This is a genomic window from Vibrio sp. Vb2131, from assembly GCF_033338535.1.
Classification (GTDB): domain Bacteria; phylum Pseudomonadota; class Gammaproteobacteria; order Enterobacterales; family Vibrionaceae; genus Vibrio; species Vibrio alginolyticus.
In genome coordinates, this window is sequence record NZ_JAWOSW010000013.1 from 105,174 (window position 1) to 130,411 (window position 25,238).

Below are 25,238 nucleotides of genomic sequence, written 5' to 3' on the forward strand. Positions count from 1 at the left end.
TGCCACCCGCGATTCAGTGAGTGGCATAATTTTATATTCAGTCATCCTGAACAGCGACGAAGGAGCATGATTCAGGATCTATTATCCGAGCACTCTGTTGTCAGAGATGTTTCTTTCTCTTTTCATCGTGCTGAAATTAGATTCCTAGTCTCGCTATAGCTCGCTGGAATGACACAAAGCTCTTAAATCTTCGGTGTTTCAGTTGTTACGCCATGGTTTTGACCACGGTGGCGTAGTAAATGATCCATCACCACAATTGCCAGCATCGCTTCTGCGATAGGCACAGCACGAATACCCACACATGGGTCATGACGACCTTTGGTGATCAACTGAGTTGGTTCACCTTCTTTTGTGATGGTCTCACCCGGCACAGTGATACTTGATGTTGGCTTAAGCGCAATGTTAGCGACAATGTCTTGACCAGTCGAGATACCGCCAAGAATGCCACCCGCATGATTACTACCAAAACCTTCAGGAGCAAGCGTATCACGGTGCTGACTGCCTTTTTGGTTTACCACGTCGAAACCGTCTCCGATTTCCACGCCTTTCACCGCGTTTATGCTCATTAGTGCGTGCGCGATGTCTGCATCCAAACGGTCAAATACGGGTTCCCCAAGACCAACAGGCACGTTAGTTGCCACAACCTGGATTTTTGCGCCAATAGAGTCGCCTTCTTTTTTCAGGTCACGGATAAGTTGGTCAAATGCTTCTACTTTGTCAGCATCAGGGCAGAAGAATGCATTGTTCTCGATTTCGTTCCAATCTACCTTGTCGATAGATACATCACCCATTTGTGACAAGTAAGCACGAATCTCAACACCAAACTCATCTTTTAAGTATTTCTTCGCGATTGCACCAGCAGCCACACGCATTGCGGTTTCACGAGCTGAAGAACGGCCGCCACCGCGATAGTCGCGGATGCCATATTTTTGGTGGTAAGTGTAATCAGCATGACCCGGTCTGAACTTATCTTTGATGTCAGAGTAGTCTTTTGAGCGCTGATCGGTGTTTTCAATTAGCAAACCGATCGATGTGCCCGTGGTTTTGCCTTCAAAAACGCCAGAAAGAATTTTAACTTCATCCGGTTCACGACGTTGTGTGGTGTAACGTGATGTGCCTGGACGACGGCGGTCGAGATCAATTTGTAGATCTGCTTCTGTAATTTCCAACCCCGGAGGACATCCGTCTACGATACATCCCAGTGCGATACCGTGACTTTCCCCGAATGTCGTCACTCGGAAATGTTGTCCGATACTGTTTCCTGCCATTACTTCCTCAAGTTTTTATCGCCACGCTCTCTCAAAACAGAGCATAGCTGCTTTCCAATTCTTCGTGGATTCATAGTGGCTTTATTACGTTTTGATGTAAAGAGTTAATATCGGCGAGGTATGCATAAAAAAACACCGAGCATAAAGCTCGGTGTTTTGATGTTTAGTGCAAGACTCTATTAGTCTTTGTACAGTTTAAACTCTTCTGCACACTCAACCAGCTGGTCACGCGTTAGCATAAACACGCCATGACCGCCGTTCTCGAACTCAATCCAAGTAAATGGAATCTCTGGGTACTGTTCCATCATATGAATCATTGAGTTTCCGACTTCACAAATAAGAATGCCGTTATCTGTTAGATAATCTGGCGCGTTAGCAAGAATACGACGCACTAGTTTTAGACCATCCGTACCCGCAGCTAGCCCAAGCTCAGGCTCATGCGTGAACTCATCTGGCAGGCTGTTCATGTCTTCTTCATCCACATATGGTGGGTTGGACACGATTAGATTGTATTTCTCTTTTGGAAGATCACGGAACAAATCAGAGCGAATTGGGAACACTTGCTGCTCCATGCCGTGATCTTGTACGTTTTGCTCAGCCACTTGTAGAGCATCTGTAGAGATGTCGATAGCATCCACTTCTACTTCAGGGAAAGCGTGCGCACAAGCAATCGCGATACAACCAGAACCCGTACATAGGTCCATGATGCGCGTAGGCTCTTCCACCAACCAAGGTTGGAATTCCGCTTGAATCAATTCGCCGATAGGAGAACGTGGCACAAGTACACGCTCATCAACGAAGAACTCAAGACCGCAGAACCATGCTTTGTTTGTTAGGTATGCTGTTGGCGTACGCTCGTTGATGCGTTTTACTACGCGCTCAACAATACGCAGACGCTCGCTTGTCGTTAGGCGAGAGTTCAATACGTGCGGAGGCACATCAATCGGCAAGTATAAGGTTGGCAGGATAAGCTGAACTGCTTCATCCCACGCATTATCAGTACCATGACCGTAAAACAGGTTCGCTGCATTAAAGCGGCTTACCGTCCAACGAATCATATCTTGAAGGGTATGCAGTTCCGATACCGCTTCTTCTACAAAAATCTTATCCAAAATTGCCTCCGAAAAGCGCTACAATACTGCCAATAAAGTTTATTAATGAAATTGTTTACCTAATGAGCAAAAAAGACACCGAGAACGATGACGATTTCGCCTTGTTTCAGGAAGCAGTACAGGGCGTAAAAAAGTTGCGACAGGATACCATAATCCAGCAACCAAAAAAAAATACTAAGCAAAAAGAAATCAAGCGCTCCAACCGTGAAGCGAGTGACTCTGAATTTTACTTTTCAGACGAGTTTGTCCCTCTATTAAACGATGAAGGTCCAACTCGTTATGCACGTGACGACGTCTCCACTTATGAAGTCAAACGTCTACGTCGTGGCGTGTATGTACCGGACGTGTTCCTCGATATGCACGGCATGACACAGCAAGAAGCAAAACGCGAGCTTGGTGCGATGATAGCCTATTGCATCAAAAACGAGATTCATTGTGCGTGTGTGCAACATGGTATTGGGAAACACATCCTGAAACAGAAAGCCCCACTTTGGTTAGCACAGCATCCTGACGTTATGGCTTTTCACCAAGCGCCACTAGAATTTGGTGGTGATGGTGCGTTGTTAGTGTTGCTTTCAATTCCTGAAAAGTAACAAGCTTGCTGTAGACACGACGAAACGAAAAGGCAGGGATCTCCTGCCTTTCTTATTCTGTCTCTAATTTGCAAACGCTTATTTTGGTTTAGACACTTATGGCGTAATATGCCATAGCACTTCACCATTTTGTGTTTGTAAATCATATTCAATGCACACTAGCCCTGATGTAGGAAACATCGGTGGTGTCATGTCTTTTACAAACTCTGAAGTCAGATAACCGACCAAAGGCAAATGCGATACGAACAAAAGCGAGTCCAATTGTTCGACTTCTATTAACGCACTTGCGAAATCGAAGACATGCTCGGACTGGCCATAAGGTGTAATATCTTCACAAGTTTCAATGCTTTTTGCAGAGAAATACGCACTGATCTCTTGCCAAGTTTGTTGAGCTCTAATGTACGGACTCACCAACACTTTATTGAATTGCGCAAAACCCTGTTCTTTACAGGCTCTCGCAACCGCTTCTGATTCGACTCTGCCTCTTGGGGTCAATTGTCGTGCTGCGTCTGAATCTGCAAAATGCTCGGCTTCACCGTGACGCATGATGAATATTTTCATGTTATTTCCTAGGGATAGCTAACGCTACCAAAAGGTTGACTGCTATCTTTATTAGATAGACGGGGCTAACTTTAACAATGACGAAACAAAAATACTGATATAATTATCTGTTCATTATACCAATTCGCTTGTTAAAGATAGCGACTTTCTTAACAATCTATTAAAAGAATGTACTCAGTTCATCACACTATTTAACTGTGCAATGAGTTCAGAGCATTCACTCAAACAGTTCTTCCCCATACGCAAACGCGATGGGCCTGTGCAGAAGTCTACGAATAACAAAAATACGGCAAGCAGTATTTGTCGAAACGCAAACTTTGCGCCCCCCGCGAGGGGAGCCTAAATTACTGTAATGCGAAATCTGGAGACGCATCGTGCATCTAAGTCCTAACGATTCAAATCAATACCGCTACATTACCTTGAGCAATGAACTGCGTGTACTGCTGATTCATTCCGATACAGCTCAACAGTCGGCAGCTGCTCTGGCAGTGAACGTTGGACACTTCGACGACCCAAACGATCGCCAAGGTCTGGCACACTATTTAGAACACATGCTTTTTTTGGGTACGGAAAAATACCCTAAAGTGGGCGAGTTTCAAAGCTATATTAGCCAACACGGTGGAACAAACAACGCTTGGACTGGTACAGAGCACACTTGTTTCTTTTTCAACATTGCTCCAAATGCCTTTGAAAGTGCCTTAGATCGATTTAGCCAATTCTTTACCGCACCTTTGTTTAACGAAGAAGCATTAGACAAAGAACGCCAGGCTGTCGACTCCGAATACAAGCTCAAACTCAATGATGATTCTCGTCGCCTGTATCAAGTTAACAAAGAAGTCATCAATCCAGAGCACCCGTTTTCAAAATTCTCTGTCGGAAACTTAGATACTCTTGGCGACCGAGATGGTAAATCCATCCGCGACGAAATTGTGGAGTTTCACCACTCTCAGTATTCCGCCGATTTGATGACACTGACTCTATTTGGGCCACAGTCGCTCGATGAACAGCAAGCTTGGGTAGAAACCATGTTTGCCGACATCCCAAATCACCACCTTCGTGGAAAATCGATTGATGTACCGATAGGCACTGAGGAAAGCACGGGCATTTTGGTTCAAGTCGAGCCGCTCAAAGAGTTCCGTAAACTGATTCTCACATTCCCCATGCCGGGAATGGATGCGCATTATAGCGTGAAGCCACTCTCCTACTTTGCTCACCTGTTGGGTTATGAAGGAGAAGGCAGTTTGATGCTTCAACTCAAAGAAAAAGGCTGGATTACTTCTCTCTCAGCGGGCGGCGGCGCGAGTGGCAGTAACTACCGAGACTTTACCGTAAGCTGCACCCTGACGCCAAACGGCTTAGATCATGTTGATGATATCGTTCAAGCAGTTTTTCAATACCTCTCGATGATCAAACAAGACGGGTTAGATGAATGGCGCTATCTCGAAAAACAAGCGGTATTAGAATCGGCTTTTCGCTTCCAAGAGCCATCGCGCCCAATGGATCTCGTCAGCCATCTGGTGATCAACATGCAGCACTATCAACCGGAAGACACGGTTTATGGTGACTACAAAATGGCGGGCTACGATGAGGAGTTACAGCGTTCATTGCTGCGATACTTAACCATCGATAATGTACGCGTCACTTTGATTGCTAAAGGCCTGGAATACAACCGTACTGCCGAATGGTACTTTACCCCGTACTCCGTCACACCTTTTAGTGAAGACCAACGTCGTTTCTATCAACAAATCGACCCAAGCTGGCAATTCGTCTTACCGGAAAAGAACCCTTATATTTGCTACGACCTCGACCCCATGCCACTCGAAAATGGTGATTCACTGCCAGAGTTGATTGAGGATCTCGAAGGGTTTCGGCTGTGGCATTTGCAAGATGACGAATTTCGCGTGCCAAAAGGTGTCGTTTATGTCGCTATCGACAGCTCTCATGCCGTTGCATCACCAAAGAACATCGTCAAAACGCGCTTATGTGTAGAGATGTTCCTCGATTCGCTAGCAAAAGAAACCTATCAAGCAGAAATCGCAGGGATGGGTTACAACATGTACGCTCACCAAGGTGGCGTGACCTTAACCCTCTCAGGGTTCAGTCAAAAGCTGCCTCAGTTGCTAGAAATGATTCTACACCGTTTTGCTTCTCGAGATTTCAGCCCTGCTCGCTTTGAAACCATCAAACAACAACTGTTACGAAACTGGAGAAATGCTTCACAAGATCGCCCTATTTCGCAGCTGTTTAACGCACTTACTGGGTTACTTCAACCCAATAACCCGCCTTTCACAACCTTAGTCGAAGCGCTAGAAGAAATCGAAGTCGATGAACTCTCGGTATTCGTAGAATCCATTCTTGCAGAACTGCACGTTGAAATGTTTGTTTACGGAGACTGGCAACGCCAGCAAGCCCATGACATGGCTACGACCTTGAAGGATGCTCTAAGAGTTAACGAGCAACGTTATGAAGAGGCACTTCGTCCGCTCATTATGCTAGGTAAAAATGGCAGTTTTCAACGTGAGGTGCATTGTAACCAGCAAGATTCCGCGGTCGTTATTTACCACCAGTGCGAGGATATTGAGCCTCGTAGTATCGCGCTATACTCATTGGCCAATCACCTTATGTCGGCAACGTTTTTCCACGAAATCCGTACCAAGCAGCAATTAGGTTACATGGTAGGCACTGGCAATATGCCGCTAAATCGTCACCCTGGTATTGTACTGTATGTGCAGTCACCTAATGCAGCACCTGCCGAGCTGGTTACCTCAATCGATGAGTTTTTAAATGCCTTTTATATGGTGCTGTTAGAGTTAAACGATTACCAATGGCACAGCAGTAAGCGCGGCTTGTGGAACCAAATAGCAACGCCGGACACCACACTTCGAGGACGGGCTCAACGTCTTTGGGTTGCGATAGGAAACAAAGACACTGAGTTTAACCAACGTGACAAGGTACTTGCGGAGTTGAAGAAGCTGACGCGCGCAGACATGATTCGCTTCGTTGTGAACGAATTGAAACCTCGTACTGCAAATCGTTTGATCATGCACTCTCAAGGTCAAGCGCATTCGGAGGCTCCGCGCATCCATCTAGGACAAGAAATAGGATCGATTGAAGAGTTCCAACTTCGGCCAAAAGATTGCGGCTTGGGGTGATCTAGTTGCGCAGAAATAAAATTGTCGATTACTAGAATGAACCTACAAACCCATGAGGTTGTCGGTCTCATAGATTGAATCGGCACCATAATTGGCAGAAAATTGAAATTGCGCCATTGCGGCTTATGCTCTAATTACCGCACTAAAAATAACTTAATGAGGTAATCATGAAAAAAGCACTTTTACTTGTGGCTCTTATACTGCCATTGGCATCTGCTCACGCTGAAATCTCAGTCAAAGGCGATGGTTTCGAACTAAGTGACGACTGTGTGCGCCTTAGCGGAGACAATGTATCCATCAAATCAGATGATTGCTCTTCAAAACAGTGGAATGATAAAGACAAAAAAGGTAATAGCAGCGTTCACGGGGACGACAACCCTGGTAAAGGCCACAATAAAGATAAGAAAGACAAGAAGAAGTAACCATTTCTTCTTTATGAAAAAGGCTTGCCACTGGCAAGCCTTTTTCTCTACCGAAGCAACCTTTAATAGAACGTTGTCCCTTCACCAGCTCGAGTAAGCAAACCATCACATGGCGCGTAACGATCGCCATATTTCGATGCAAGCTCATTCATTTTCTCTACGAGCTCCTTAATACCAAATTGGTCCATGTAACGGAACGGGCCACCCAAGAACGGTGGGAAACCAATACCAAATATCGCGCCAATATCACCGTCACGTGGCGAGCGAATGATGCCATCATCCAAACAACGTACCGCTTCATTCAGCATTGGCAGCACACAGCGCAACGCAATATCGTTATCGCTTAGCTTAGATTCAGGGTCGAGCTTAAGCAGTTTGTAAACCGATTTGTCGACATCTTTCTTCTTGCCCTTATAAGTGTAAAACCCCTTACCACTCTTGCGTCCTTTACGTCCATCATTTAACAAGATATCAAACACATCCGGCCCTTTGAATCGGTCACCTAACTCATTAACCAGGATCGGCATAATTTTCGCGCCAATGTCGACACCAACTTCATCCAACAAGGTAATCGGGCCAACAGGGAAACCAAAATCAAGCAACGCCGTATCAATCTTTTCGATCGGTTCGTTAGCCAACAAAATATGCGCCGCTTCGTTCATGTATGGAGCAAGAATGCGGTTCACGTAAAAGCCCGCTTTGTCTTTCACTACGATCGGGGTTTTACCTTGCTTCTTAGCAAGTGCAACAACTGTTGAAACGGTTTCATCTGACGTCGTTTCATGCGGAATCACTTCCACCAACGGCATTTTTTCTACCGGGCTGAAGTAATGCAAACCCACTACGTTTTCTGGACGCTCCGCTTTTTCTGCAATTTTGTGGATAGGCAACGAAGAAGTATTGGTCGCAAAGATAGTTTCTGTCTTAGCGTTCGCTTCAATGTCCGCCACCATTTTTTGCTTAAGATCTAGGTCTTCAAAAACGGCTTCAATTACGACATCAATATGATTAAAACTGGTAAAGTCGACACCACCAGACAGTTGCAGCATTTTCGCTTGCAGGTCGGCCTTGGATAGAATGCGACGTTTGCGCTGTTTCTCAAATAACTTGTAGTTGTAGTTGAGCGCGTTTAAAACGCCATCGTTGCTAACGTCTTTGATGCGAACAGGTACTTTTGCTTTTGCAACAGACACATGGCTGATTCCGGCGCCCATCAGACCACCACCAAGCACACCAACTTTATGAACTGGTGCTGGTTTCGCATCCGTGCCATTTTCTTTCTTCATTTCTGTTGTGGCAAAGAAGATCGAACGGAGCGCTTTTGACTCTGAGCTCATTACAAGCTCACCGAAGCGCTTCGCTTCAAGTTCTTGGCCTTTAGCGAAGCCTTTCTCTAAGCCATGTTGAATAACTTCTAGAATTGCAACCGTTGCTGGATAGTTACCACGGGTTTTTTGATTCGTTTTCTTCGCAGCTTGCTCAAATACAAACTTGCGCCCTAGCCCGCTACCAGACATCACCTTTTCTTTCGTCGATAGCTTTTTCGTACCCTTGTTTTTACCTTTGTCGATAAACTGTTTTGCTACGTCGAGCAAAATGGTGTCCGGCACACAGGCGTCCACAACGCCCAGTTTTTTAGCTTTCTTCGCACGAAGTTGTTTACCCGTCAGGATCAAGTCCAACGGCGGTAACAGGCCAATCAAACGTGGCAGACGCTGAGTACCACCAGAACCTGGCAATAAACCAAGTTGTACTTCTGGCAGACCTAAACGCGTTTTGTCAGAATCCGTACAAACACGATAATCACATGCAAGAGCCAGTTCTAAACCACCGCCCAAACATGGGCCATGAATAGCCGCAACGACAGGATAAGGTAAGTCCGATAGCTGCTGGAACAACTCCTGACCCTGCCTTGCTAAGGCTTCCGCTTCACTTGCTGTGGTGCATGCTTCTAGCATTCTAACATCTGCGCCCGCAACAAAATTGTCCGGTTTTAGGGAGTGGATGATCATCCCTTTAATACCACTGGAGTCTTTTAGCTGAGCAAAAATTTCTTTCATTTCGTCAGCAAAAGCCGCCTGCAGCGTATTCATTTTTTCATTAGGAACATCGATGGCTAACCAAGCAATATTTTGCTCATCAACCTTTAGACTAAATGCTTTTTGCTCGCTCATTACTCAACCTCCAGAATCATTGCCGCACCAAGACCACCAGCAGCACATGCAGTATTCAATGCAATACCACCGCCACGGCGTTTTAGCTCTCGTAGGGTTTGCGTCATCATACGCGCACCAGTCGCAGCAAATGGGTGACCATAAGCAATTGATCCGCCAAGCACGTTGAACTTATCCATATCAATTTCACCAATCGCTTTTGAGCGACCAAGGTTTTCTTGAGCAAACTTATCGGAAGCAAACATCTTCACATTCGCCAATGCTTGAGCAGCAAAAGCCTCGTGCATGTCGATCAACGTCAGGTCTGACAGTTCCAAGCCTGTATTTTCAAGCACTTTCGCTGTGGCATAAGTCGGCCCCATCAGCATGTCCTTTTCCACGCCGATAGCAGAGAATGCATAACCTCGGATGTAACCAAGGATCTCCATTCCGAGCTCTTTCGCTTTACCTTCTCGCATCAACATCACTGCCGCACCACCATCAGTCAATGGCGTACTGTTCGCAGCCGTAACACTGCCATACTGACGATCAAACGCAGGTCGCAATTTCGCGTATCCCTCAACCGTTGAGTCATGACGAATATTGTTATCTTCCGAAATCCACTTTTTGTATGGTTCAGGGAAAGCCGTCATCACTTCATCTTGGATTTTTCCTTCTTTCCAAGCTTGAGAAGCCAGCGTATGAGAACGATGTGCAAGCGCATCCTGTTCTGCGCGAGAAATACCATGTGTTTTAGCCATTTGCTCTGCAGTTTGTCCCATGGATAAACCCGTAGAGTACTCTGCTACTGCTGGTGGCACTGGCATCAGGTCTTTAAAGCTCAAGTTTTTGAGGATACTAAGCTTCTGACCCATTGTTTTTGTCTTACTAAGAGCAAGCAGATTAGCGGCCAGTTTCTTTGATACGCCAATAGGCAGGACGGAAGAAGAGTCTGCACCGCCAGCAATACCAATATCAATGGTTCCCGCCATGATGCTTTCTGCGACATTAACCGCCGCTTGAAAACTCGTCGCACACGCTCGAGTCACACTGTATGCATCAGTATGGATGTTCATACCAGTGCCTAACACGATTTCTCGTGCGATGTTTGGCGCTTCAGGCATTTGTACTACTTGTCCAAATACCACTTGTTCGATTAGCTTCGGATCAATATCTGTTCGAGCAAGCATTTCGCTTACTACCATTTTCCCTAAATCGACCGCTGGCACTTGGCTAAATTCCGTGCTTTGACGAGCAAAGGGAGTTCGAAGCCCCGCGACAATAGCGACACGCTCACCATTGCGTGTTTTTACTTCCTGCTTGCCCATTGTTTCTCCTTAAATACAAGAGGTCTGACCTGATGCATTGTAATGAATTTGTTAAATTTATCAAACGTGCGTTTAAATAAACGTGAAGCAAGTAGTTCAATTACTCTACTTCTTTGATTCTTATGCGATTACTAATGGTTAACTATAGAGAGTTAAAACGGTAAGAGGTATACGGAAAGTAAAATCGAAGCAAAAAAAAAACCACACATAACTGTGTGGTCGGAATATCTATAAAACAATTAACTTACGCCAATTGAAAAGTAATCAGTTTCCTGATTAGGAGAAAGTAAAGTCAGCCTTCAAAAGGAAGTGTCATCTTGCTCAACATGTTAGTCGCAATGACTAACGAGATGACAAGGTGTACTATAACCCCTTCACTGCTTGATATTTTGAAATAGATCAATTTTATAGTGATTTTACGAGTTTTAAGCTCACCTAAAGCGATTATTGATTCAAAACAATTCAAGAATCCACCATCAGAAGTCCCTTTTAATGCTCCATCTAGTGAACTTATCCAAGCCATTGATTACTAATGATGATATTGTTAACAATATATATCAATTCGTGTTCGATGATATCTGACATTTGCGTATACACTTTTAGGTAACCACATGGCTTATTGTGTCAAAGGGGTTGCATGACAAATCCTGCAACCAAAACCGCTAAGCGATAAAGCAAGTAAAGTCATGCTCAGAACAAATAAGAAACTCACAGAGCGAGGATGGAGGCTCCTGTGGCCATATTAAAAATGTTTGGAAAGAAAAATTCCAACAGTCCGGTCAACTCTGATATGGACAAGCAAAGAAAATACGAAGCGCTCGTCCGAGGGTATCATCGTGACTTGTACCGCTACGCATATTGGTTGTGCAAAGATAAAGCGGTCGCGGAAGATCTAGTTCAGGAAACCTGTCTTAGAGCTTGGAAGTCACTCGATAGCCTCCAGGACGAAAAAGCTGCCAAGTCTTGGCTCATCACAATATTGAGACGAGAAAACGCGCGCCGCTTCGAACGTAAACAATTTGATTTAGTTGATATCGATGATTACGGCAATGATGCTAAAGTCAGCGATGACTCACATCATCAGCAAGAATGGCTGCAGGCACAGATCATGAAGCTCGATGTTGAATACCGTGAGCCTTTATTTCTCCAAGTTGTCGGTGGTTTCAGTGGAGAAGAGATTGGCGACATTCTTGATTTAAATAAAAACACAGTGATGACTCGACTATTTCGCGCTCGTAATCAACTTAAAGAGATGTTGGATTCTCAAGATACCAAGAGAGGACAAAAGAATGGATGATTTAGAATTTCGTCGTCGTATTTTGTCGGATCCAAAACAAAAGGATGAAGAGATTCTGCAAGCTTTAGCTGGTAGCGACGCCAACAATAAGTTTGTTGATGACGTTTTGGATCTCGATGTAAAAATTAAACAAGCCATGAATGTGGATGTACCCGAAGATCTCGCAGATAAGATTTTATTTAGCCAGACGTCGAGTGCACTTGATGAAGAGAAGGTCGTAAGACCAAACTTTGTCCGCAAAGCAATGGCACTTGCCGCTTCTATTGCGTTCACCGCAGGGTTATTAGTTGGCCAAGTAAACTGGGGAAATGTTTTGGTGTCTCCAGCACAAGCCAGTTTAGCGGATACCGCGATGAAACACGTTATTCATGAAGAACCGTTTGTTCGTCATCTTGATGAGGATGTACCGAGCTCGCAAATTAATGCGAAAATGTCGCCATTTCATTACCAGTTTAGTGAAAACTTTCCATATCACGTTTACTACCTAAACCACTGCGGTTTTGGCGAATCCAATGCGGTGCATATGGTGTTCCAAGGTCCAAAAGGTAAAGTAACGTTATTTATTACTGGTATTCCAAGCGAACAAAGTACCGACTTTAGTAAGGATGGCATGACCGGAATCGTTCAGCCCGTCGGGAGTTCAAGCCTGATTTTAGTCGGGGAAGAAGGTGAAAATATTGATGCGCTCGCTACGACTCTTGCATCAATGATTAAGCCGATGTAACAACTTCGACGATTTCCAGCCTTCAAAAGGTTAAATGCCGCTAAATGATCTTATTTAGCGGCATTTTTGTATAAATAGAACACAAAACATTCACCACCCCTATCGCATTTAGAGCTTAAACTCTAAATTATGCATTTTAAGTGCAATTTCCCGTCTTTTAGACATCATTTCTGCAATTTTTATTCAATTTTATCCAATGGTCGGATTTGTCCAAGCAACTATTGATACTACTATCTGCGCCACTGAGCAAAAGCTCAATTTATCGTCCAAAGAGACGAATCTAATAAGGAAAAACAAATGACTCAGAACACGCGTCTGTTTAAAAAGACTCTCCTAGCAGTAACGGTAGCTTTTGCCTCAGGTCAATCGATGGCAGCGGGTTTCCAAATCAACGCTCAATCAGCAACTGGCATCGGCCGTGCATTTGCTGGTGATGCGGTAATCGCAGATAATGCAGCAGTAATGGCTCGTAACCCAGCAGCAATGGCTCTGTTTGATAAAATGGAACTGTCGCTAGGTTTCGAAAGCATTACTTCAATGATTGAAGTGAAAGATGCGAAATATAACGTTAATACTCCTTTGGGCTCCAATACTGTAAGTGTTGCTGATACTGATGATGTGGGTGATACGTCAATAGCTCCAAACATTCACCTAATCGTTCCAGTAAATGACAAGTTTGCATGGGGCGTAAACGCATACTCTAATTTCGGCACTAAAACTGAATTTTCAGATAACTACACCGCAAAAGAGTACGGTGGTCTTACGGATGTAAAAAGCTTCAACTTTGGATTGGCGGGTTCTTACCGTTTAAACGAACAATGGAGCTTTGGTGCTGGTTTAGATTTAATCTACGGCCAAGGCACAATGAAGCGTACAACTAGCTCTTCAGTCCCAAGGGTTGGCGGTCAAAAAATTCTGGACGTAGATAAAGCTGATGGTTGGGCTGTTGGTTTTAACGTAGGTACTGTGTACGAACTAGATGAAAACAACCGTTTTGGTCTAGCGTATCGTTACAGCCCTGAATTTACGGCGAAAGACGACAAAGGTCAGGAAATCACGCTACCTCTACCAGATATGGCCGAGTTTTCCGGTTTCCACAAAATCCAAGACACTAAATTTGCTGTACACTACAGCATCCAATACATCGGCTGGAAAGATTTCGACCAAATTGATTTTGAGAACCTAAATCAGGGTTTACTTAAAGGTGGTTACTCGAAAGACTATCAATGGCAAGATGGCTGGCACTACGCAATTGGTGGTACTTACTACCTAAACAACAACTGGACACTTCGTGCTGGTTACATGTACGACACAAGCGCTCAAGATAAAGTAACGTCTATCTCGGTACCAGACTCAGATCGCCAGTGGTTCTCCACAGGTTTCTCTTACCATATTGATAATAGCTCAAACATCGATTTTGGCTTCACGTACTTGTTAGGTGAAGATGTAAAAGTTAATGAGAATACTCAATTAGCTCCTGGTCTTTCTACCGGTGTAACAGCAACAACTCATGCTGATGCAATTCTATTCGGCTTACAATACAGCCGTAGCTTCTAAACGCTTCGCTGTTAGTTAGTAGAAAAATACTTTATATAAAAGGCTGGATTTCCAGCCTTTTTTCATATCTGCGATTTATTGCCCACTCAATTTGAGTGAACACGTGTATCTAAATCTCACAATTAGGACGCACAGCTGTTCGCTGAATTCCGTTTACAAGCCTTTCACAGTTAGATTATTAAACCACATAAATAATATTTGAAAGGATAATATTCCAAATGACCACTTGCGCTGGATTTTCATTTCTAAAGTAAAAACTCTACCTTTAAACTTTCGTCCCACGTTATAAACAAATCAGCGAACATTCGAATGAAAACCAACAAGACTCTTCTATCAACAGCAGTGGCATTAAGCCTACTTGGCACAACGGGCATGGCTAACGCAGCAGGTTTCCAACTTGCTGAATATTCTGCAACAGGCCTAGGTCGAGCATATGCTGGTGAAGCTGCAATGGCTGACAACGCAAGTGCACAATGGCGTAACCCAGCAATGCTAACTTATTTGGAAGGCACTCAAGTGTCCGTTGGTGCAATCTATGTGAACCCAAATATTGATATTGAAGGTGATGTAAACTTCCACGGTAGCACTTCTTCTGCATCTTCAGATGACTTCGCACATGATGCAATCATTCCAAACTTCTACCTATCACACCAATATAATGAGAAATTCGCGATTGGTTTGGCATTTGGCACCAACTACGGCATGGAAACCGATTTAGGTAAAGGCTTTGGTGCATCGCACTTTGGTAACGAAGCAAGCGTAACGACAATGGAAGCGAACTTAAACGCAGCTTACAAAGTCAATGAATCGATCAGCGTTGGTGGTGGTATCCGTTACATCATCGGCGAAGGCAGCTTTGGCGCAGCAGCTCCTAAGAATAACGTTGTAGGGTTAAATCCTGAAACTAATCAACCAATCAGTGTTCCTCAAGGTACCGCTCTAAAATACATGGAAGGTGACGATACCGCTTGGGGCTGGCAAGTTGGTACAGCATGGCAGATCAATGAAAATAACCGTATCGGCTTCGCGTACAAATCTGAAGTTGAACTGAAGCTTGAAGGCCATGCTGAAGGTCTTGGTTTTGGCTTCGGTACTTCTGAACGCGACAACGGCTACATGTATCTAAACCTGCCTGCAACGGCTGAGTTGGCAAGCTTCCACCAAGTAACAGACCAACTTGCGTTACACGCAAGCGTTAACTGGACGGATTGGAGCTCTTTCGAGAAATTGGAAGCACGTCTAAATACTGCTGGCACGCATATGGTTAAAGTAGAAAACTGGGAAGACAACTATCGCTTTGCTGTTGGTGCTACTTACCAGCTTGATCCTAAGCTAGCGCTACGCACTGGTATTGCATACGATACTTCAGCGGTAAGCGACAAAAACCGCACGATTACTATTCCAGAAACTGACCGCACTTGGCTAAGTATTGGCGCAACGTACGATTGGACGAAAGACTTCAGCCTAGACGCTGGCTTCACCTATATTTTTGCGAAAGACGCACCAATCGTTGAGTCTCGTGGTTACAAGTCAGACGACACTGCAGAACAAGTCGGCGGCCAATTTGTAGGCGAAACTACGGGTAATGTTTGGCTAATCGGTGTTCAAGCAAACTACCGTTTCTAACCAAGCTGCAAAATACAAAAAAGGCTTAGCATCAGCTAAGCCTTTTTTCATTTCTCGATTATGAAGAACAACGCTTAAAAGTCTTCTAGATATTCATCTAAATACTCTTCTTCTTCGATGTTAACTTCTTCTACCGTTTCAACTTCTGCTTTAAAGTTTTGACGCTGGATATAAACATCGCGAGTTAGAATATATGGATCCGGCGACGAGTCTAGCTGCGCTTCTTGCGGTACTAATAAAGCACGCTTCTCCATTCCTTCAAACGCCCACTTACCCAAACTCGCCCAGAAGTTGAGATAAGAGAGGGGTAAATACGTACTATCTACGGTATCTGTCACTTCACGTAAGGTATACGGACCATAACCTGGAACCATGAAGTAAGGACCATTTCCAACACCATAGTGGCCTACTGCATCACTGAACGCTTTCTCGTCGTACTTCGTAATACCCGCGGCACTTGCAATATCGAATAAACCGAAAATACCGAACGTCGAGTTAATCCAAAAACGGTTAAAGTGGTCCACGGCTTTCGTACCATTACCCATGATTAAGTTATTAACCATGCTTGCTGGCTCATCTAAGTTCGATAAGAAGTTAGCAATACCAGAACGAATAGGAACTGGCGTGTATTCTACATACGCAAGTGATACAGGACGAACCAAATACGGATCTAAATATTCGTAGTTGAGTTCCCACATGGTTCGGTTAAAGCCTTCCAACGGGTCATACACATCAGAAGTCGTTTGATTTGTTTCTTGTCCTGTTACTGCTTCATCAGGCGCACTTGAACAGCCAACCAGTCCAACGGCTAACAGCAACAAGAAGGTAGATTTACCCTTGTTATACATTTTATTTTCCATAACGACTATTAATGTACCTAAGTCACCCCGATTAACCATAGTACGTATGTTGAGCAGGATACATAGTAAAGATGACTCAGATATGGGAATAAATAAAGGCCAGCAATCGCTGGCCTTCGGTATTCTACTCGATCGTTTAGAGTCATACCACTAAAGGCAACTGACTCTACCTCGTTGTCATGTTTCAGAGACAGATGTTAACAATTAATACTGCTGATCAATGGTCACTTCTACTGGTGCGCCAAATTCAACGACGTCACTTTCTCCGTGCCAATCTTGATCACGCGTTGCTACGTTACCGTCAGAATCTACACGCACACGGACGATTAGCTTATCGAGTGAAGATAACTTTTGCCCTTGCATCATGGCATTGCCATCATCTAATACGACTGTGCGAGGGAAAGTACCTAGCGGATAACGAGCAGCAGCCACAGGCATTGGAGAGCCATCTGAACGATGTACTGACACAATCAGAACTGCGTTTGGATCCAACTGAGCATTTGGTGTCACATTAATTGTCACAGCTACACTCTTATCCGGTGAAACCGCTTCGCCCATTTGCTTACGAGCACTCTCAATACTGCGTGACAACATCTCGTAGCGGCTATCTTCTGGACCAATCATTTGCTGCATGATTCCCCAATACTTGATGGCTGCCGGGAAGTCTTGACGCTCAAACGCATCGAACGCTAACAAAGAAAACACACGCAGGTCGACATAGTCTTGCTGCATCAGCTTGCCGAGTAATGAGCGAGCCGTCGCTTGATCCATTTCCTCTTGAGACAGCATCAGAGCTTGTGCATAACCCAACATCACATCAGGATCTTTGGGCTCTAGGCGGTATGATTTTTCCATCGCATCGATAGCCGTGGTGACATCACGATTTGCTAACGCAATACGACCTAGCAGTAACCAACCTGTCGAGTCTTCCGGCTGGTAATGTAAGCGAGTTCGAAGCGCAAGGGTCAAATCCGCCATTTCATCGTCACTCAGCGGCTCAGAAGAAGCCGACATCAGCTTTTTCGATAACTCAGGTAGATTTGCAGACACTTCTTGCCATTGAACAATATCGTCTGACGCGCCAAATTTATAATACAAACCATAGCTCAGCACCACCGTCAGAATTACCGATGGAACTAAAACCGCGATTGGAGAAACCTTGGTTTCTTTTTGCGCTTTATCACCAGGGATATCGTCAAGCAGTGATTGCTTTAGATCAGAAATCAGTTCGTCTTCACTTTCAACCAGACCTTCGTCAGTTTCTTCTGCAAGCTCAGATAGTCGGTCTTTATAAAATGCCTTGTTGAGCTCATCGCGTAACACATCATCATTGTTCGCTTTTTGTTTAATCAGCGGCAAAGCCACCAGCGCACAAGCAATAAGCGTGAGAGCAACGGTGGAAATCCAAAATAGTGTCATTACTTCTTATCTCCGTTGTTCTCTTCTTCAAGCAATGCTTTTAAACGAGCTTCTTTTTGCTCATCCCATTGCTCGTCACTGCTCGCTTTTGCCTTAACTTTAGATTTACGGCTACGCAGTACAATCAAACCAAAACCACCCAGTACTACAGCGAGTGGCCCGAGCCACAAAATCGCAGTCGCGACCGTAAATGGTGGGTTGTAAGTCACGAAGTTACCGTAACGGGCGATCATGTAATCAACAATCTCATCTTTGGACTTACCTTCTTTGGTCATTTCGTACACCTTATGGCGTAAGTCCTGAGCAAGTTCAGCGTTAGAATCCGAGATCGTGTTGTTCTGACATTTAGGGCAACGGAGCGTATGGCTTAACTCTTTGAACTGCTGTTCTTGTTCCAAATTATCAAACTCGTACACTTCAATGGCCGCATGAGCAGCAAGAGATAATGTCATCGCAGCAAAAACGGCAAGAATTAGCTTTCTCATTGCTTCGCCTCCTCAACCAATTTGTTGTAAAGCGGCTCCAGTGTTTCTGACCAATTACGTGGGTTTACATCCCCTACATGGCGATAGCGAATCACACCATTTGCATCAATAATGAATGTTTCTGGAGCACCATAAACGCCAAGGTCAAGGCCAAGCATACCACTGCCATCAAATAGGCTGATCAAGTACGGGTTGCCGAGATCATTCAGCCAACCTATTGCTTTATTACGATCATCTTTGTAATTCATACCGATGATCTTAACGCCCTTACCCGCCAATTCGTTTAGGTATTTATGCTCTGCATAACACGTTGGGCACCACGTTGCCCAAACGTTCAAGAGCAACGGTTCACCTTTAAAAATTGATTGGTCGTACTGTTTTCCAGGCTCAGCCAGGTCTTCTAAATGAAATTCAGGAACTGGCTTGCCAACCAAAACCGACTCCAATTTAGTTGGATCATCGCCCTCTTGGTTACGCATTAATTGGGTTGCGAAAATGCCCGCTAGAATCATGAAAGCGACAAGCGGAATAAATAAGATTTTCTTATTCATGTTATGCCTCCTGCTCTTTTGACTTCGCGTTTTTCTTCGGCGATTTACGGAAGCGGTAGCGTTTATCAGAAATCGCTAGTGCGCCGCCTAATGCCATAATCAAAGAGCCAGCCCAAATCCAACGAACGAACGGTTTATAGTAAATACGAACAGCCCAAGATCGGTTGTCGTCTAAACGTTCACCCATTGCAATGTATAAGTCGCGGCTAATACCACGGTCAATGGCTGCTTCAGTCATCATAGACTTAGCCGTACGGTAGAAGCGCTTCTCTGCGTGAAGCGTATTCACGTATTTGCCATCGTGTGTGATCTCAAAGTCTGCGATGTAGCCATCGTAGTTTGGACCATCTTTATCACGCAAGCCTGAGAAGTAGAAATCATAGCCTTGAATTTGGAAGTGTTCGCCAGGTGCTAAACGTACATCACGCTCGATGCTGTAGTTCTGTACCATCGCAATACCGATAACAGATACCGCCAGACCAACATGACCCAACATCATTGCCCAGTGGCTACGTTGCAGCTTGCGAACACCTTCACTAAAGCTATGACGGTGCGTTGCGCGCTCGTACAGTTCAAAGCCATGCATCGCAATAATCCAAATCGCCATCACCCAACCAATGTAAGCCATGGTTGAGAAGAAATCGGCAAACAGGTACACGCATAGCGCGGCCAAGGCGAAAGCAAGCACACCTGAAACGAGCATTGGTTTCACAAGTTTAGATAAACTGTCTCGCTTCCAGCGAATAAGAGGACCAATACCAAGCAGAAAAGCAAATGGCATCATTAACCACGCAAATAGCATGTCAAAGAATGGCGCACCGATAGAGACCGACCCCAAACCAAGCTGCTTGTGTACGAGCGGCAACAGTGTCCCCACTAACACCACAACAAGAGCGGCGATAAGTAATACGTTGTTGGCTAAGAGCGCATTTTCACGTGAGACTAAGTCGAAGTTACCTCGTACACGCACTGCTGCCCCTTTTACGGCAAACAGCAATAAAGAGCCGCCGATAACGAAAACGAGGAAGCCTAGAATAAACATACCGCGCGACGGGTCAGACGCGAACGCGTGCACCGATACTAAAATACCGGAACGGACTAAGAAGGTGCCCAACAAACTCAACGAAAATGCAGAGATTGCCAATAGTACCGTCCACGCTTTAAATGTGCCGCGTTTTTCTGTCACGGCAAGAGAGTGCATTAATGCGGTACCCGCTAACCAAGGCATGAATGATGCGTTTTCTACTGGGTCCCAGAACCACCAGCCACCCCAGCCAAGTTCGTAGTAAGCCCACCAAGAACCTAGTGCGATACCAAGTGTTAAGAATACCCATGCTGCGGTTGTCCAAGGACGAGACCAACGAGCCCAAGCCGTATCAAGGCGTCCGGTCATTAGGGATGCGATCGCAAAAGAGAATGCAACCGAGAAACCAACATAGCCCATGTAAAGCATTGGCGGGTGAACAATCAAACCAGGGTCTTGAAGCAGAGGGTTCAAGTCACGTCCGTCAACCGGAAAGAACGGTAACGTACGTAGGAATGGGTTCGACGTTAGGATGATAAACAGTAGGAAACCCACTGAGATCATGCCCATAACAGCAAGTACACGTGCAACCGACTCTTGCGGCATACCACGACTAAACGTCGCTACAGCGACAGTCCAAGCAGCTTGGATTAACACCCATAGCAACAGTGAACCTTCGTGTGCACCCCATACTGCGGTTAAACGGTAGTACCAAGGAAGCTGACTATTCGAGTTGCTCGCTACATACTGTAACGTGAAGTCGTTGGTATAAAATCCCCAACATAAAATGGCGAAAGAGAACAACAGCATCAGGAACATAGACCAAGATAGCGGTCGCGCTGTGTTCATGAGCATGGTGTTGTTATTCGCTGCTCCCCACAATGGCAATACGCTCAACAGCACTGCCATTGCAAGCGAAAGAATGAGAGCAAAGTGACCGACTTCAGCAATCATTGGCCGCTTCCTTGTTTTTGTTCGGTGCTGTATTGAAGCGGTTCATGCGTTTTCTTCATCGCTTCTGCAATTTCTGGTGGCATGTATTCTTCATCGTGCTTCGCTAGGACCTCAAATGCCTCAACTGTCGTGGCATCTTTCAGTACACCTTGAGCAACAATACCCTGCCCTTCACGGAACAAGTCAGGAAGAATACCGTCATAGGTAATCGTCACTTTCGGACCGACATCGTGCAGGTCAAAACTCACTTTCAAAGAATTAGGATCTCGACGAACTGAGCCCACAACCACCATTCCACCGATACGCAAACGCTGGCCTACTTCTGGCTTGGTGCCATCTGGCTTACCATTAACCAATTCCGTTGGAGTATAGAAAAGGTCCATATTTTGATTAAGCGCATAAAGTATCAAACCAATGGTGGCACTAATACCGATAAAGATCGCTAGTACAATACCTAGCCTCTTTTTACGTCTCGGGTTCATAAGGTGTTCTCCATGTTCTTCGCTGCGTCGATACGAGCTTGACGGTCAATTTTTGCTTTCACTTCTTTCAATAATGCATCACCGCGGCGAAGGCTAGTGATCAGAAGAATCAGCATGGATAAGAAAGTAATACCAAACGCACTCCATACGTATGATGCGTAGCCACCCATGGCAAAAAAGTCGCTCAGAGATTCAAAATGCATAATCAGTTACCTCACTGAGTTTGTTCTGTTGCGAGTTTGCGCACCCAGGGGCGGTGACTTTCTTTACTGATGATTTCGTTACGAAAACGGACCATCGTCACGGCACCAAAGAAGAACGCAAAGCCAAAGATGTTCAGCAATAACGGCCAAAGCATGTCGGATGAAATAGAAGGTTGTTCAAATTTCGTGATCGTCGCACCTTGATGAAGCGTGTTCCACCATTCCACGGAAAAGTGAATGATAGGTAGGTTTACTACGCCTACGATCGCTAAAATACCAGCAGCTTTTGCGGCGGTTTTTTGATCGTCAAACGCATGGTAAAGCGCAATCACACCAAGGTAGAGAAATAGAAGAATCAATTCAGATGTAAGACGGGCATCCCATACCCACCAAGTGCCCCACATAGGCTTGCCCCAAACAGCACCTGTAAGTAGAGCAATAAAAGTAAATACTGCACCAATCGGAGCCATCGCAAGTGCCGCCATATCAGATAGGCGAACTTGCCATACTAGGCCAATAAATGCAGCGATCGCCATCGACATATAAACGCCCATAGACCAAATAGCTGATGGGACATGAATGTAGATGATTCGGAAACTGTCACCTTGTTGGTAATCTGAAGGCGCAAATGCAAGCCCCCAAACCGTACCAACCGATAAGCATACGAGGGCCAATACAGAAAACCAAGGCAGAAACTTACCACTCAAACGATAAGCTGCTTCTGGCTTGGCATAAGGATGTAGCCATTTCCACATGTTTTGTTCTCACTCTTACTTCAGGGACACTGTCTAAAGGGTTGAGACCGTAGCAGTGCTTTAATAATAATTCTTTGATCAAGCGCCGCTTCATTGGCACTTTATTGAGTTAGTTAACACTAACTCGCAATGCGGCACTGATGGCAAAAGGCGTTAATGTCATCGCCCCCATTAGCATCGCACCTAAAATCGCTAGTTGACCGTTATACGCCATACCGAGTGCCGCAGCATCAATTGCCGATGTTGCGAAAATCAAAATTGGGATGTAGAGCGGAAGAATAAGCAAACTCAAAAGAACGCCACCCTTTTGCAACCCAACAGTCAACGCCACACCAATGGCGCCAATAAAACTTAGTGTTGGTGTACCGATCATCAAGGTTAATACAACCGATAGCCAAGTATTGAAGTCGAGCGAAAGTAAAACCGCCAATAATGGGCTAATTAAAATCAGAGGTAACCCTGTTAACAACCAATGTGCTATGACCTTTGAAACCACGACAAGTTGCAATGGAATCGGCATTAGCATCATTTGTTCTAGTGCACCGTCTTGAAAATCATCACGAAATAGACGCTCTAATGATAATAAGGCGGACAGCAATGCGGCAACCCAAACGATGCCCGCTGCAATACGTGCTAACAAATTAGGTTCTGGTCCAATACTCAGAGGAAAGAGAGTAATGACAATAATAAAGAACCACAGCGGGTTCAGAATGTCTGCCTGACGGCGAAATGCGATTAAGAGCTCACGACGAATGATGGTGGTCATCGAGGAAATCATATCAGTCACCCAGCTTTATTTTTCTAAGTTTCGGGCTGTCCGCAAACATATCTTGATGCGTCGTCAACACAACAATACCGCCATTATCAGCATGACTTGCGAACAAAGATTCAAGCACCTTGACACCTTGCTTATCAATGGCAGTCAACGGCTCATCTAAGATCCATAAAATTTGCTTACTGAGCCATAACCTTGCCAATGCGACTCGTCGTTGCTGACCTGCGGAAAGTTGTGCTACAGGCACATCTTCTCGGCCAGCTAATCCTACTTGAGTCAAAGCGATGAAGATTTCTTCGTCTGAAGAGCGATTATTTTGAATAGATTGATAAAAACGTAAGTTTTCTAATGCGGTAAGCTCTCGTTTCACTCCTGTTTGATGTCCTAAGAAAAGCAGATCTTGATGGAAAACATCACGAGATTTTTCAACCTCTTCGCCTTTCCATTTAATGACACCTTCTTCTCTATCACCTAACCCTGTCACAATCCGTAGCAATGTAGTTTTACCAGTACCATTACGCCCTTCGATCTGGACCAATTCACCAGGCTTAATTTCAAACTGCAGGTTTTCAAACAGAACCCTTTCATCACGGATTGCTGTCAGGTTAGACACTTCTAACATAGAGCTTCAACTAAAAAATGAACGAGCCGCTATATTAGCACAGCTTAGTTATGACAAAACAGGATAAGAGGGCTAGGTTACATGTAAGTTCATGTATTTTTGTTAATTAATCATCACACTTTAATAAAATTAACTATAAGTAGTTATAAGCGCTCATTTTGAATTTGAGAGGCCAGAGCTAAGAGCAAGATCGACTGAAGGTTATCTAGGGGTGTATTTAAGAAGAGCATTAGCGGCTAAAAACAAAAAAAGAGGCGTAATAACGCCTCTTTTTTATCGCTTGATAACCTTTAGCGTCGACGACGTCCACGCGCTGGATATTCTGCGTCATCTGATGGCTGACCACTTAATGGTGGAATCTTCTCTTTCCCTGCCAGTTTCTTCTGCAGTGAAAGCATCAACTCAGCTTCGGCTTTTGGTAGTTCGCACTCTTCAATCAGCTCGTTGATATCAGCGCCAAGCTGTACCATTTTAGAAGCGCGACTGTACAAGCGACCATCAGTATCAGCGTGTTCGAGTTCGCGAATTCTCTCGTTTAAGTGCTGGATAATGTCTTGTTGCTCCGTCACTTTTTGCCCAAGACCAACGACAACCGAGCGCACTTCGAGTAACTGCTTACTCAACTTTTGCACTTCTTTATCTGCGTGTCGAGATTGAGCTCGTTGTTGGTCTAACTGCTTTTGTAACCCCGAGCGAATCCGCAGTTGCAAAACAACCAATACTAACACGATAAAAGCGACGCCACCCGCAAGGAATGGAGCAGATAAAAGAGTCTCTTCAGCCATCATCATTCAGCCATTAAAGGTGAGCCATCTCGTCCCACTCGTCATCTGTTAGCAGCTTGTTCAAATCCACAAGGATAAGAAGCTTGCCGTCACGGTTGCTCACACCCTGGATGAACTTCGCACTCTCGTCGGTACCAACTGAAGGCGTCGTATCAATTTCAGAAGAACGCAGATAAACGACTTCTGCCACGCTATCTACTAAGATACCAATCACTTGACGCTCAGACTCGATCACAATAATACGAGTGTTGTCGGTGACTTCGCCTTCCATCAGGCCAAAACGTGAACGTGTATCGATAACAGTAACTACATTACCGCGTAGGTTGATGATACCAAGTACATAATCTGGTGCACCTGGAACAGGGGCAATTTCAGTATAACGAAGTACTTCACGAACTTGCATTACGTTGATGCCGTACGTTTCTTCTTCTAGCTGGAACGTCACCCACTGAAGAACTTCGTCATTCGATGCATCTTTCTTCACTTCTACTTCAAAAGCTTGAGACATAGTTAATCCTCGTTAATGTCGT

General features: G+C 44.8%; 24 protein-coding genes. 7 read left to right on the forward strand and 17 right to left on the reverse strand.

Features of this window, described 5'->3' with window-relative positions; translation table 11 throughout:
- Nucleotides 1-182: 182 nt before the first annotated feature.
- Nucleotides 183-1,268, reverse strand: coding sequence for a chorismate synthase (gene aroC / locus R7E38_RS14895; protein ID WP_017820803.1), 1,086 nt, complete (start codon nucleotides 1,266-1,268; stop codon nucleotides 183-185).
- A 179-nt stretch (nucleotides 1,269-1,447) separates the two neighbouring features.
- Nucleotides 1,448-2,380, reverse strand: coding sequence for a 50S ribosomal protein L3 N(5)-glutamine methyltransferase (prmB, locus tag R7E38_RS14900; protein ID WP_213907162.1), 933 nt, complete (start codon nucleotides 2,378-2,380; stop codon nucleotides 1,448-1,450).
- 62 nt (nucleotides 2,381-2,442) lie between these two features.
- Here prmB and smrB point away from each other — a divergent pair, with 62 nt between their 5' ends.
- Nucleotides 2,443-2,973 (forward strand): endonuclease SmrB, encoded by a 531-nt coding sequence (smrB, locus tag R7E38_RS14905; protein WP_005380539.1) that lies wholly within the window; start codon nucleotides 2,443-2,445, stop codon nucleotides 2,971-2,973.
- Between the two features lie 96 nt (nucleotides 2,974-3,069).
- Here the strand turns inward: smrB and sixA are convergent, their stop codons facing one another.
- Nucleotides 3,070-3,534, reverse strand: a complete 465-nt coding sequence (gene sixA, locus R7E38_RS14910; protein WP_226083883.1) for a phosphohistidine phosphatase SixA — start codon at nucleotides 3,532-3,534, stop codon at nucleotides 3,070-3,072.
- Between the two features lie 374 nt (nucleotides 3,535-3,908).
- Between sixA and R7E38_RS14915 the strand changes: the two genes are divergently transcribed.
- Together R7E38_RS14915 and R7E38_RS14920 are read left to right on the forward strand one after the other, a co-directional pair.
- Nucleotides 3,909-6,686, forward strand: coding sequence for an insulinase family protein (locus R7E38_RS14915; RefSeq protein WP_226083882.1), 2,778 nt, complete (start codon nucleotides 3,909-3,911; stop codon nucleotides 6,684-6,686).
- 167 nt (nucleotides 6,687-6,853) lie between these two features.
- Nucleotides 6,854-7,108, forward strand: a complete 255-nt coding sequence (locus tag R7E38_RS14920) for a hypothetical protein (RefSeq protein WP_005384444.1) — start codon at nucleotides 6,854-6,856, stop codon at nucleotides 7,106-7,108.
- Nucleotides 7,109-7,170: 62 nt separating this feature from the next.
- On the opposite strand, the gene fadJ is transcribed toward R7E38_RS14920, so the two are convergent.
- Both fadJ and fadI read right to left on the reverse strand, forming a co-directional pair.
- Nucleotides 7,171-9,282, reverse strand: a complete 2,112-nt coding sequence (fadJ, locus tag R7E38_RS14925; protein WP_318081854.1) for a fatty acid oxidation complex subunit alpha FadJ — start codon at nucleotides 9,280-9,282, stop codon at nucleotides 7,171-7,173.
- Nucleotides 9,282-10,589, reverse strand: a complete 1,308-nt coding sequence (gene fadI / locus R7E38_RS14930) for an acetyl-CoA C-acyltransferase FadI (RefSeq protein ID WP_005384447.1) — start codon at nucleotides 10,587-10,589, stop codon at nucleotides 9,282-9,284. The genes fadJ and fadI overlap by 1 nt, the downstream gene beginning before the upstream one ends.
- Before the next feature lie 721 nt (nucleotides 10,590-11,310).
- Between fadI and R7E38_RS14935 the strand changes: the two genes are divergently transcribed.
- The 4 genes from R7E38_RS14935 to R7E38_RS14950 all read left to right on the forward strand — a co-directional run bounded on the left by R7E38_RS14935 (nucleotide 11,311) and on the right by R7E38_RS14950 (nucleotide 15,793).
- On the forward strand, nucleotides 11,311-11,886 hold the full coding sequence (locus R7E38_RS14935; protein WP_005380528.1) for a sigma-70 family RNA polymerase sigma factor: 576 nt from the start codon (nucleotides 11,311-11,313) through the stop codon (nucleotides 11,884-11,886).
- Nucleotides 11,879-12,610, forward strand: a complete 732-nt coding sequence (locus R7E38_RS14940) for a DUF3379 domain-containing protein (protein WP_033907380.1) — start codon at nucleotides 11,879-11,881, stop codon at nucleotides 12,608-12,610. The genes R7E38_RS14935 and R7E38_RS14940 overlap by 8 nt, the downstream gene beginning before the upstream one ends.
- A 297-nt stretch (nucleotides 12,611-12,907) precedes the next feature.
- The gene (locus R7E38_RS14945) at nucleotides 12,908-14,167 is read left to right on the forward strand and encodes an outer membrane protein transport protein (RefSeq protein WP_005380526.1); all 1,260 of its coding nucleotides are present in this window, start codon (nucleotides 12,908-12,910) and stop codon (nucleotides 14,165-14,167) included.
- Nucleotides 14,168-14,476: 309 nt separating this feature from the next.
- On the forward strand, nucleotides 14,477-15,793 hold the full coding sequence (locus tag R7E38_RS14950; protein WP_005380525.1) for an outer membrane protein transport protein: 1,317 nt from the start codon (nucleotides 14,477-14,479) through the stop codon (nucleotides 15,791-15,793).
- Between the two features lie 74 nt (nucleotides 15,794-15,867).
- On the opposite strand, the gene R7E38_RS14955 is transcribed toward R7E38_RS14950, so the two are convergent.
- The 12 genes from R7E38_RS14955 to R7E38_RS15010 form a co-directional block, all read right to left on the reverse strand.
- The gene (locus tag R7E38_RS14955) at nucleotides 15,868-16,641 is read right to left on the reverse strand and encodes a VacJ family lipoprotein (RefSeq protein WP_005380523.1); all 774 of its coding nucleotides are present in this window, start codon (nucleotides 16,639-16,641) and stop codon (nucleotides 15,868-15,870) included.
- 216 nt (nucleotides 16,642-16,857) lie between these two features.
- The gene (ccmI, locus tag R7E38_RS14960) at nucleotides 16,858-18,072 is read right to left on the reverse strand and encodes a c-type cytochrome biogenesis protein CcmI (protein WP_005380521.1); all 1,215 of its coding nucleotides are present in this window, start codon (nucleotides 18,070-18,072) and stop codon (nucleotides 16,858-16,860) included.
- Nucleotides 18,072-18,557: a cytochrome c-type biogenesis protein gene (locus R7E38_RS14965; protein ID WP_005380519.1), complete on the reverse strand. Its 486-nt coding sequence runs from the start codon at nucleotides 18,555-18,557 to the stop codon at nucleotides 18,072-18,074. The genes ccmI and R7E38_RS14965 overlap by 1 nt, the downstream gene beginning before the upstream one ends.
- Nucleotides 18,554-19,108 carry a DsbE family thiol:disulfide interchange protein gene (locus R7E38_RS14970; RefSeq protein ID WP_005380518.1) on the reverse strand — a complete coding sequence of 185 codons (555 nt, stop codon included), beginning with the start codon at nucleotides 19,106-19,108 and terminating at the stop codon, nucleotides 18,554-18,556. The genes R7E38_RS14965 and R7E38_RS14970 overlap by 4 nt, the downstream gene beginning before the upstream one ends.
- 1 nt (nucleotide 19,109) lies before the next feature.
- Complete coding sequence (locus R7E38_RS14975) at nucleotides 19,110-21,086, reverse strand: heme lyase CcmF/NrfE family subunit (protein ID WP_005380517.1); 1,977 nt, start codon at nucleotides 21,084-21,086, stop codon at nucleotides 19,110-19,112.
- The gene (gene ccmE, locus R7E38_RS14980) at nucleotides 21,083-21,568 is read right to left on the reverse strand and encodes a cytochrome c maturation protein CcmE (RefSeq protein WP_005380516.1); all 486 of its coding nucleotides are present in this window, start codon (nucleotides 21,566-21,568) and stop codon (nucleotides 21,083-21,085) included. The genes R7E38_RS14975 and ccmE overlap by 4 nt, the downstream gene beginning before the upstream one ends.
- Nucleotides 21,565-21,771, reverse strand: coding sequence for a heme exporter protein CcmD (gene ccmD, locus R7E38_RS14985; RefSeq protein ID WP_005380515.1), 207 nt, complete (start codon nucleotides 21,769-21,771; stop codon nucleotides 21,565-21,567). The genes ccmE and ccmD overlap by 4 nt, the downstream gene beginning before the upstream one ends.
- Nucleotides 21,772-21,782: 11 nt before the next feature.
- Nucleotides 21,783-22,526, reverse strand: coding sequence for a heme ABC transporter permease (locus tag R7E38_RS14990; RefSeq protein WP_005380513.1), 744 nt, complete (start codon nucleotides 22,524-22,526; stop codon nucleotides 21,783-21,785).
- Between the two features lie 109 nt (nucleotides 22,527-22,635).
- A complete protein-coding gene (gene ccmB / locus R7E38_RS14995) occupies nucleotides 22,636-23,304 on the reverse strand; it encodes a heme exporter protein CcmB (protein WP_005380512.1) in 669 nt (222 codons plus the stop codon).
- Nucleotide 23,305: 1 nt separating this feature from the next.
- Nucleotides 23,306-23,923, reverse strand: coding sequence for a cytochrome c biogenesis heme-transporting ATPase CcmA (gene ccmA, locus R7E38_RS15000; RefSeq protein ID WP_005380511.1), 618 nt, complete (start codon nucleotides 23,921-23,923; stop codon nucleotides 23,306-23,308).
- A 290-nt stretch (nucleotides 23,924-24,213) separates the two neighbouring features.
- Complete coding sequence (locus R7E38_RS15005; protein ID WP_025998721.1) at nucleotides 24,214-24,708, reverse strand: DUF2802 domain-containing protein; 495 nt, start codon at nucleotides 24,706-24,708, stop codon at nucleotides 24,214-24,216.
- Nucleotides 24,709-24,721: 13 nt separating this feature from the next.
- On the reverse strand, nucleotides 24,722-25,216 hold the full coding sequence (locus R7E38_RS15010) for a chemotaxis protein CheW (protein ID WP_005380507.1): 495 nt from the start codon (nucleotides 25,214-25,216) through the stop codon (nucleotides 24,722-24,724).
- Nucleotides 25,217-25,238: the final 22 nt, after the last annotated feature.

Coding starts and splice junctions, on each gene's coding strand:
- fadJ (WP_318081854.1), bottom strand. CDS start 9,282: ATGAGCGAGCAAAAAGCATTTAGTCTAAAGGTTGATGAGCAAAATATT.
- ccmE (WP_005380516.1), bottom strand. CDS start 21,568: ATGAACCCGAGACGTAAAAAGAGGCTAGGTATTGTACTAGCGATCTTT.
- R7E38_RS14975 (WP_005380517.1), bottom strand. CDS start 21,086: ATGATTGCTGAAGTCGGTCACTTTGCTCTCATTCTTTCGCTTGCAATG.
- R7E38_RS14970 (WP_005380518.1), bottom strand. CDS start 19,108: ATGAATAAGAAAATCTTATTTATTCCGCTTGTCGCTTTCATGATTCTA.
- aroC (WP_017820803.1), bottom strand. CDS start 1,268: ATGGCAGGAAACAGTATCGGACAACATTTCCGAGTGACGACATTCGGG.
- R7E38_RS15010 (WP_005380507.1), bottom strand. CDS start 25,216: ATGTCTCAAGCTTTTGAAGTAGAAGTGAAGAAAGATGCATCGAATGAC.
- ccmB (WP_005380512.1), bottom strand. CDS start 23,304: ATGATTTCCTCGATGACCACCATCATTCGTCGTGAGCTCTTAATCGCA.
- R7E38_RS15005 (WP_025998721.1), bottom strand. CDS start 24,708: ATGGCTGAAGAGACTCTTTTATCTGCTCCATTCCTTGCGGGTGGCGTC.
- R7E38_RS14945 (WP_005380526.1), top strand. CDS start 12,908: ATGACTCAGAACACGCGTCTGTTTAAAAAGACTCTCCTAGCAGTAACG.
- R7E38_RS14990 (WP_005380513.1), bottom strand. CDS start 22,526: ATGTGGAAATGGCTACATCCTTATGCCAAGCCAGAAGCAGCTTATCGT.
- ccmA (WP_005380511.1), bottom strand. CDS start 23,923: ATGTTAGAAGTGTCTAACCTGACAGCAATCCGTGATGAAAGGGTTCTG.
- R7E38_RS14920 (WP_005384444.1), top strand. CDS start 6,854: ATGAAAAAAGCACTTTTACTTGTGGCTCTTATACTGCCATTGGCATCT.
- sixA (WP_226083883.1), bottom strand. CDS start 3,534: ATGAAAATATTCATCATGCGTCACGGTGAAGCCGAGCATTTTGCAGAT.
- smrB (WP_005380539.1), top strand. CDS start 2,443: ATGAGCAAAAAAGACACCGAGAACGATGACGATTTCGCCTTGTTTCAG.
- ccmD (WP_005380515.1), bottom strand. CDS start 21,771: ATGCATTTTGAATCTCTGAGCGACTTTTTTGCCATGGGTGGCTACGCA.
- R7E38_RS14940 (WP_033907380.1), top strand. CDS start 11,879: ATGGATGATTTAGAATTTCGTCGTCGTATTTTGTCGGATCCAAAACAA.
- R7E38_RS14965 (WP_005380519.1), bottom strand. CDS start 18,557: ATGAGAAAGCTAATTCTTGCCGTTTTTGCTGCGATGACATTATCTCTT.
- ccmI (WP_005380521.1), bottom strand. CDS start 18,072: ATGACACTATTTTGGATTTCCACCGTTGCTCTCACGCTTATTGCTTGT.
- R7E38_RS14950 (WP_005380525.1), top strand. CDS start 14,477: ATGAAAACCAACAAGACTCTTCTATCAACAGCAGTGGCATTAAGCCTA.
- R7E38_RS14955 (WP_005380523.1), bottom strand. CDS start 16,641: ATGTATAACAAGGGTAAATCTACCTTCTTGTTGCTGTTAGCCGTTGGA.
- R7E38_RS14935 (WP_005380528.1), top strand. CDS start 11,311: ATGGAGGCTCCTGTGGCCATATTAAAAATGTTTGGAAAGAAAAATTCC.
- fadI (WP_005384447.1), bottom strand. CDS start 10,589: ATGGGCAAGCAGGAAGTAAAAACACGCAATGGTGAGCGTGTCGCTATT.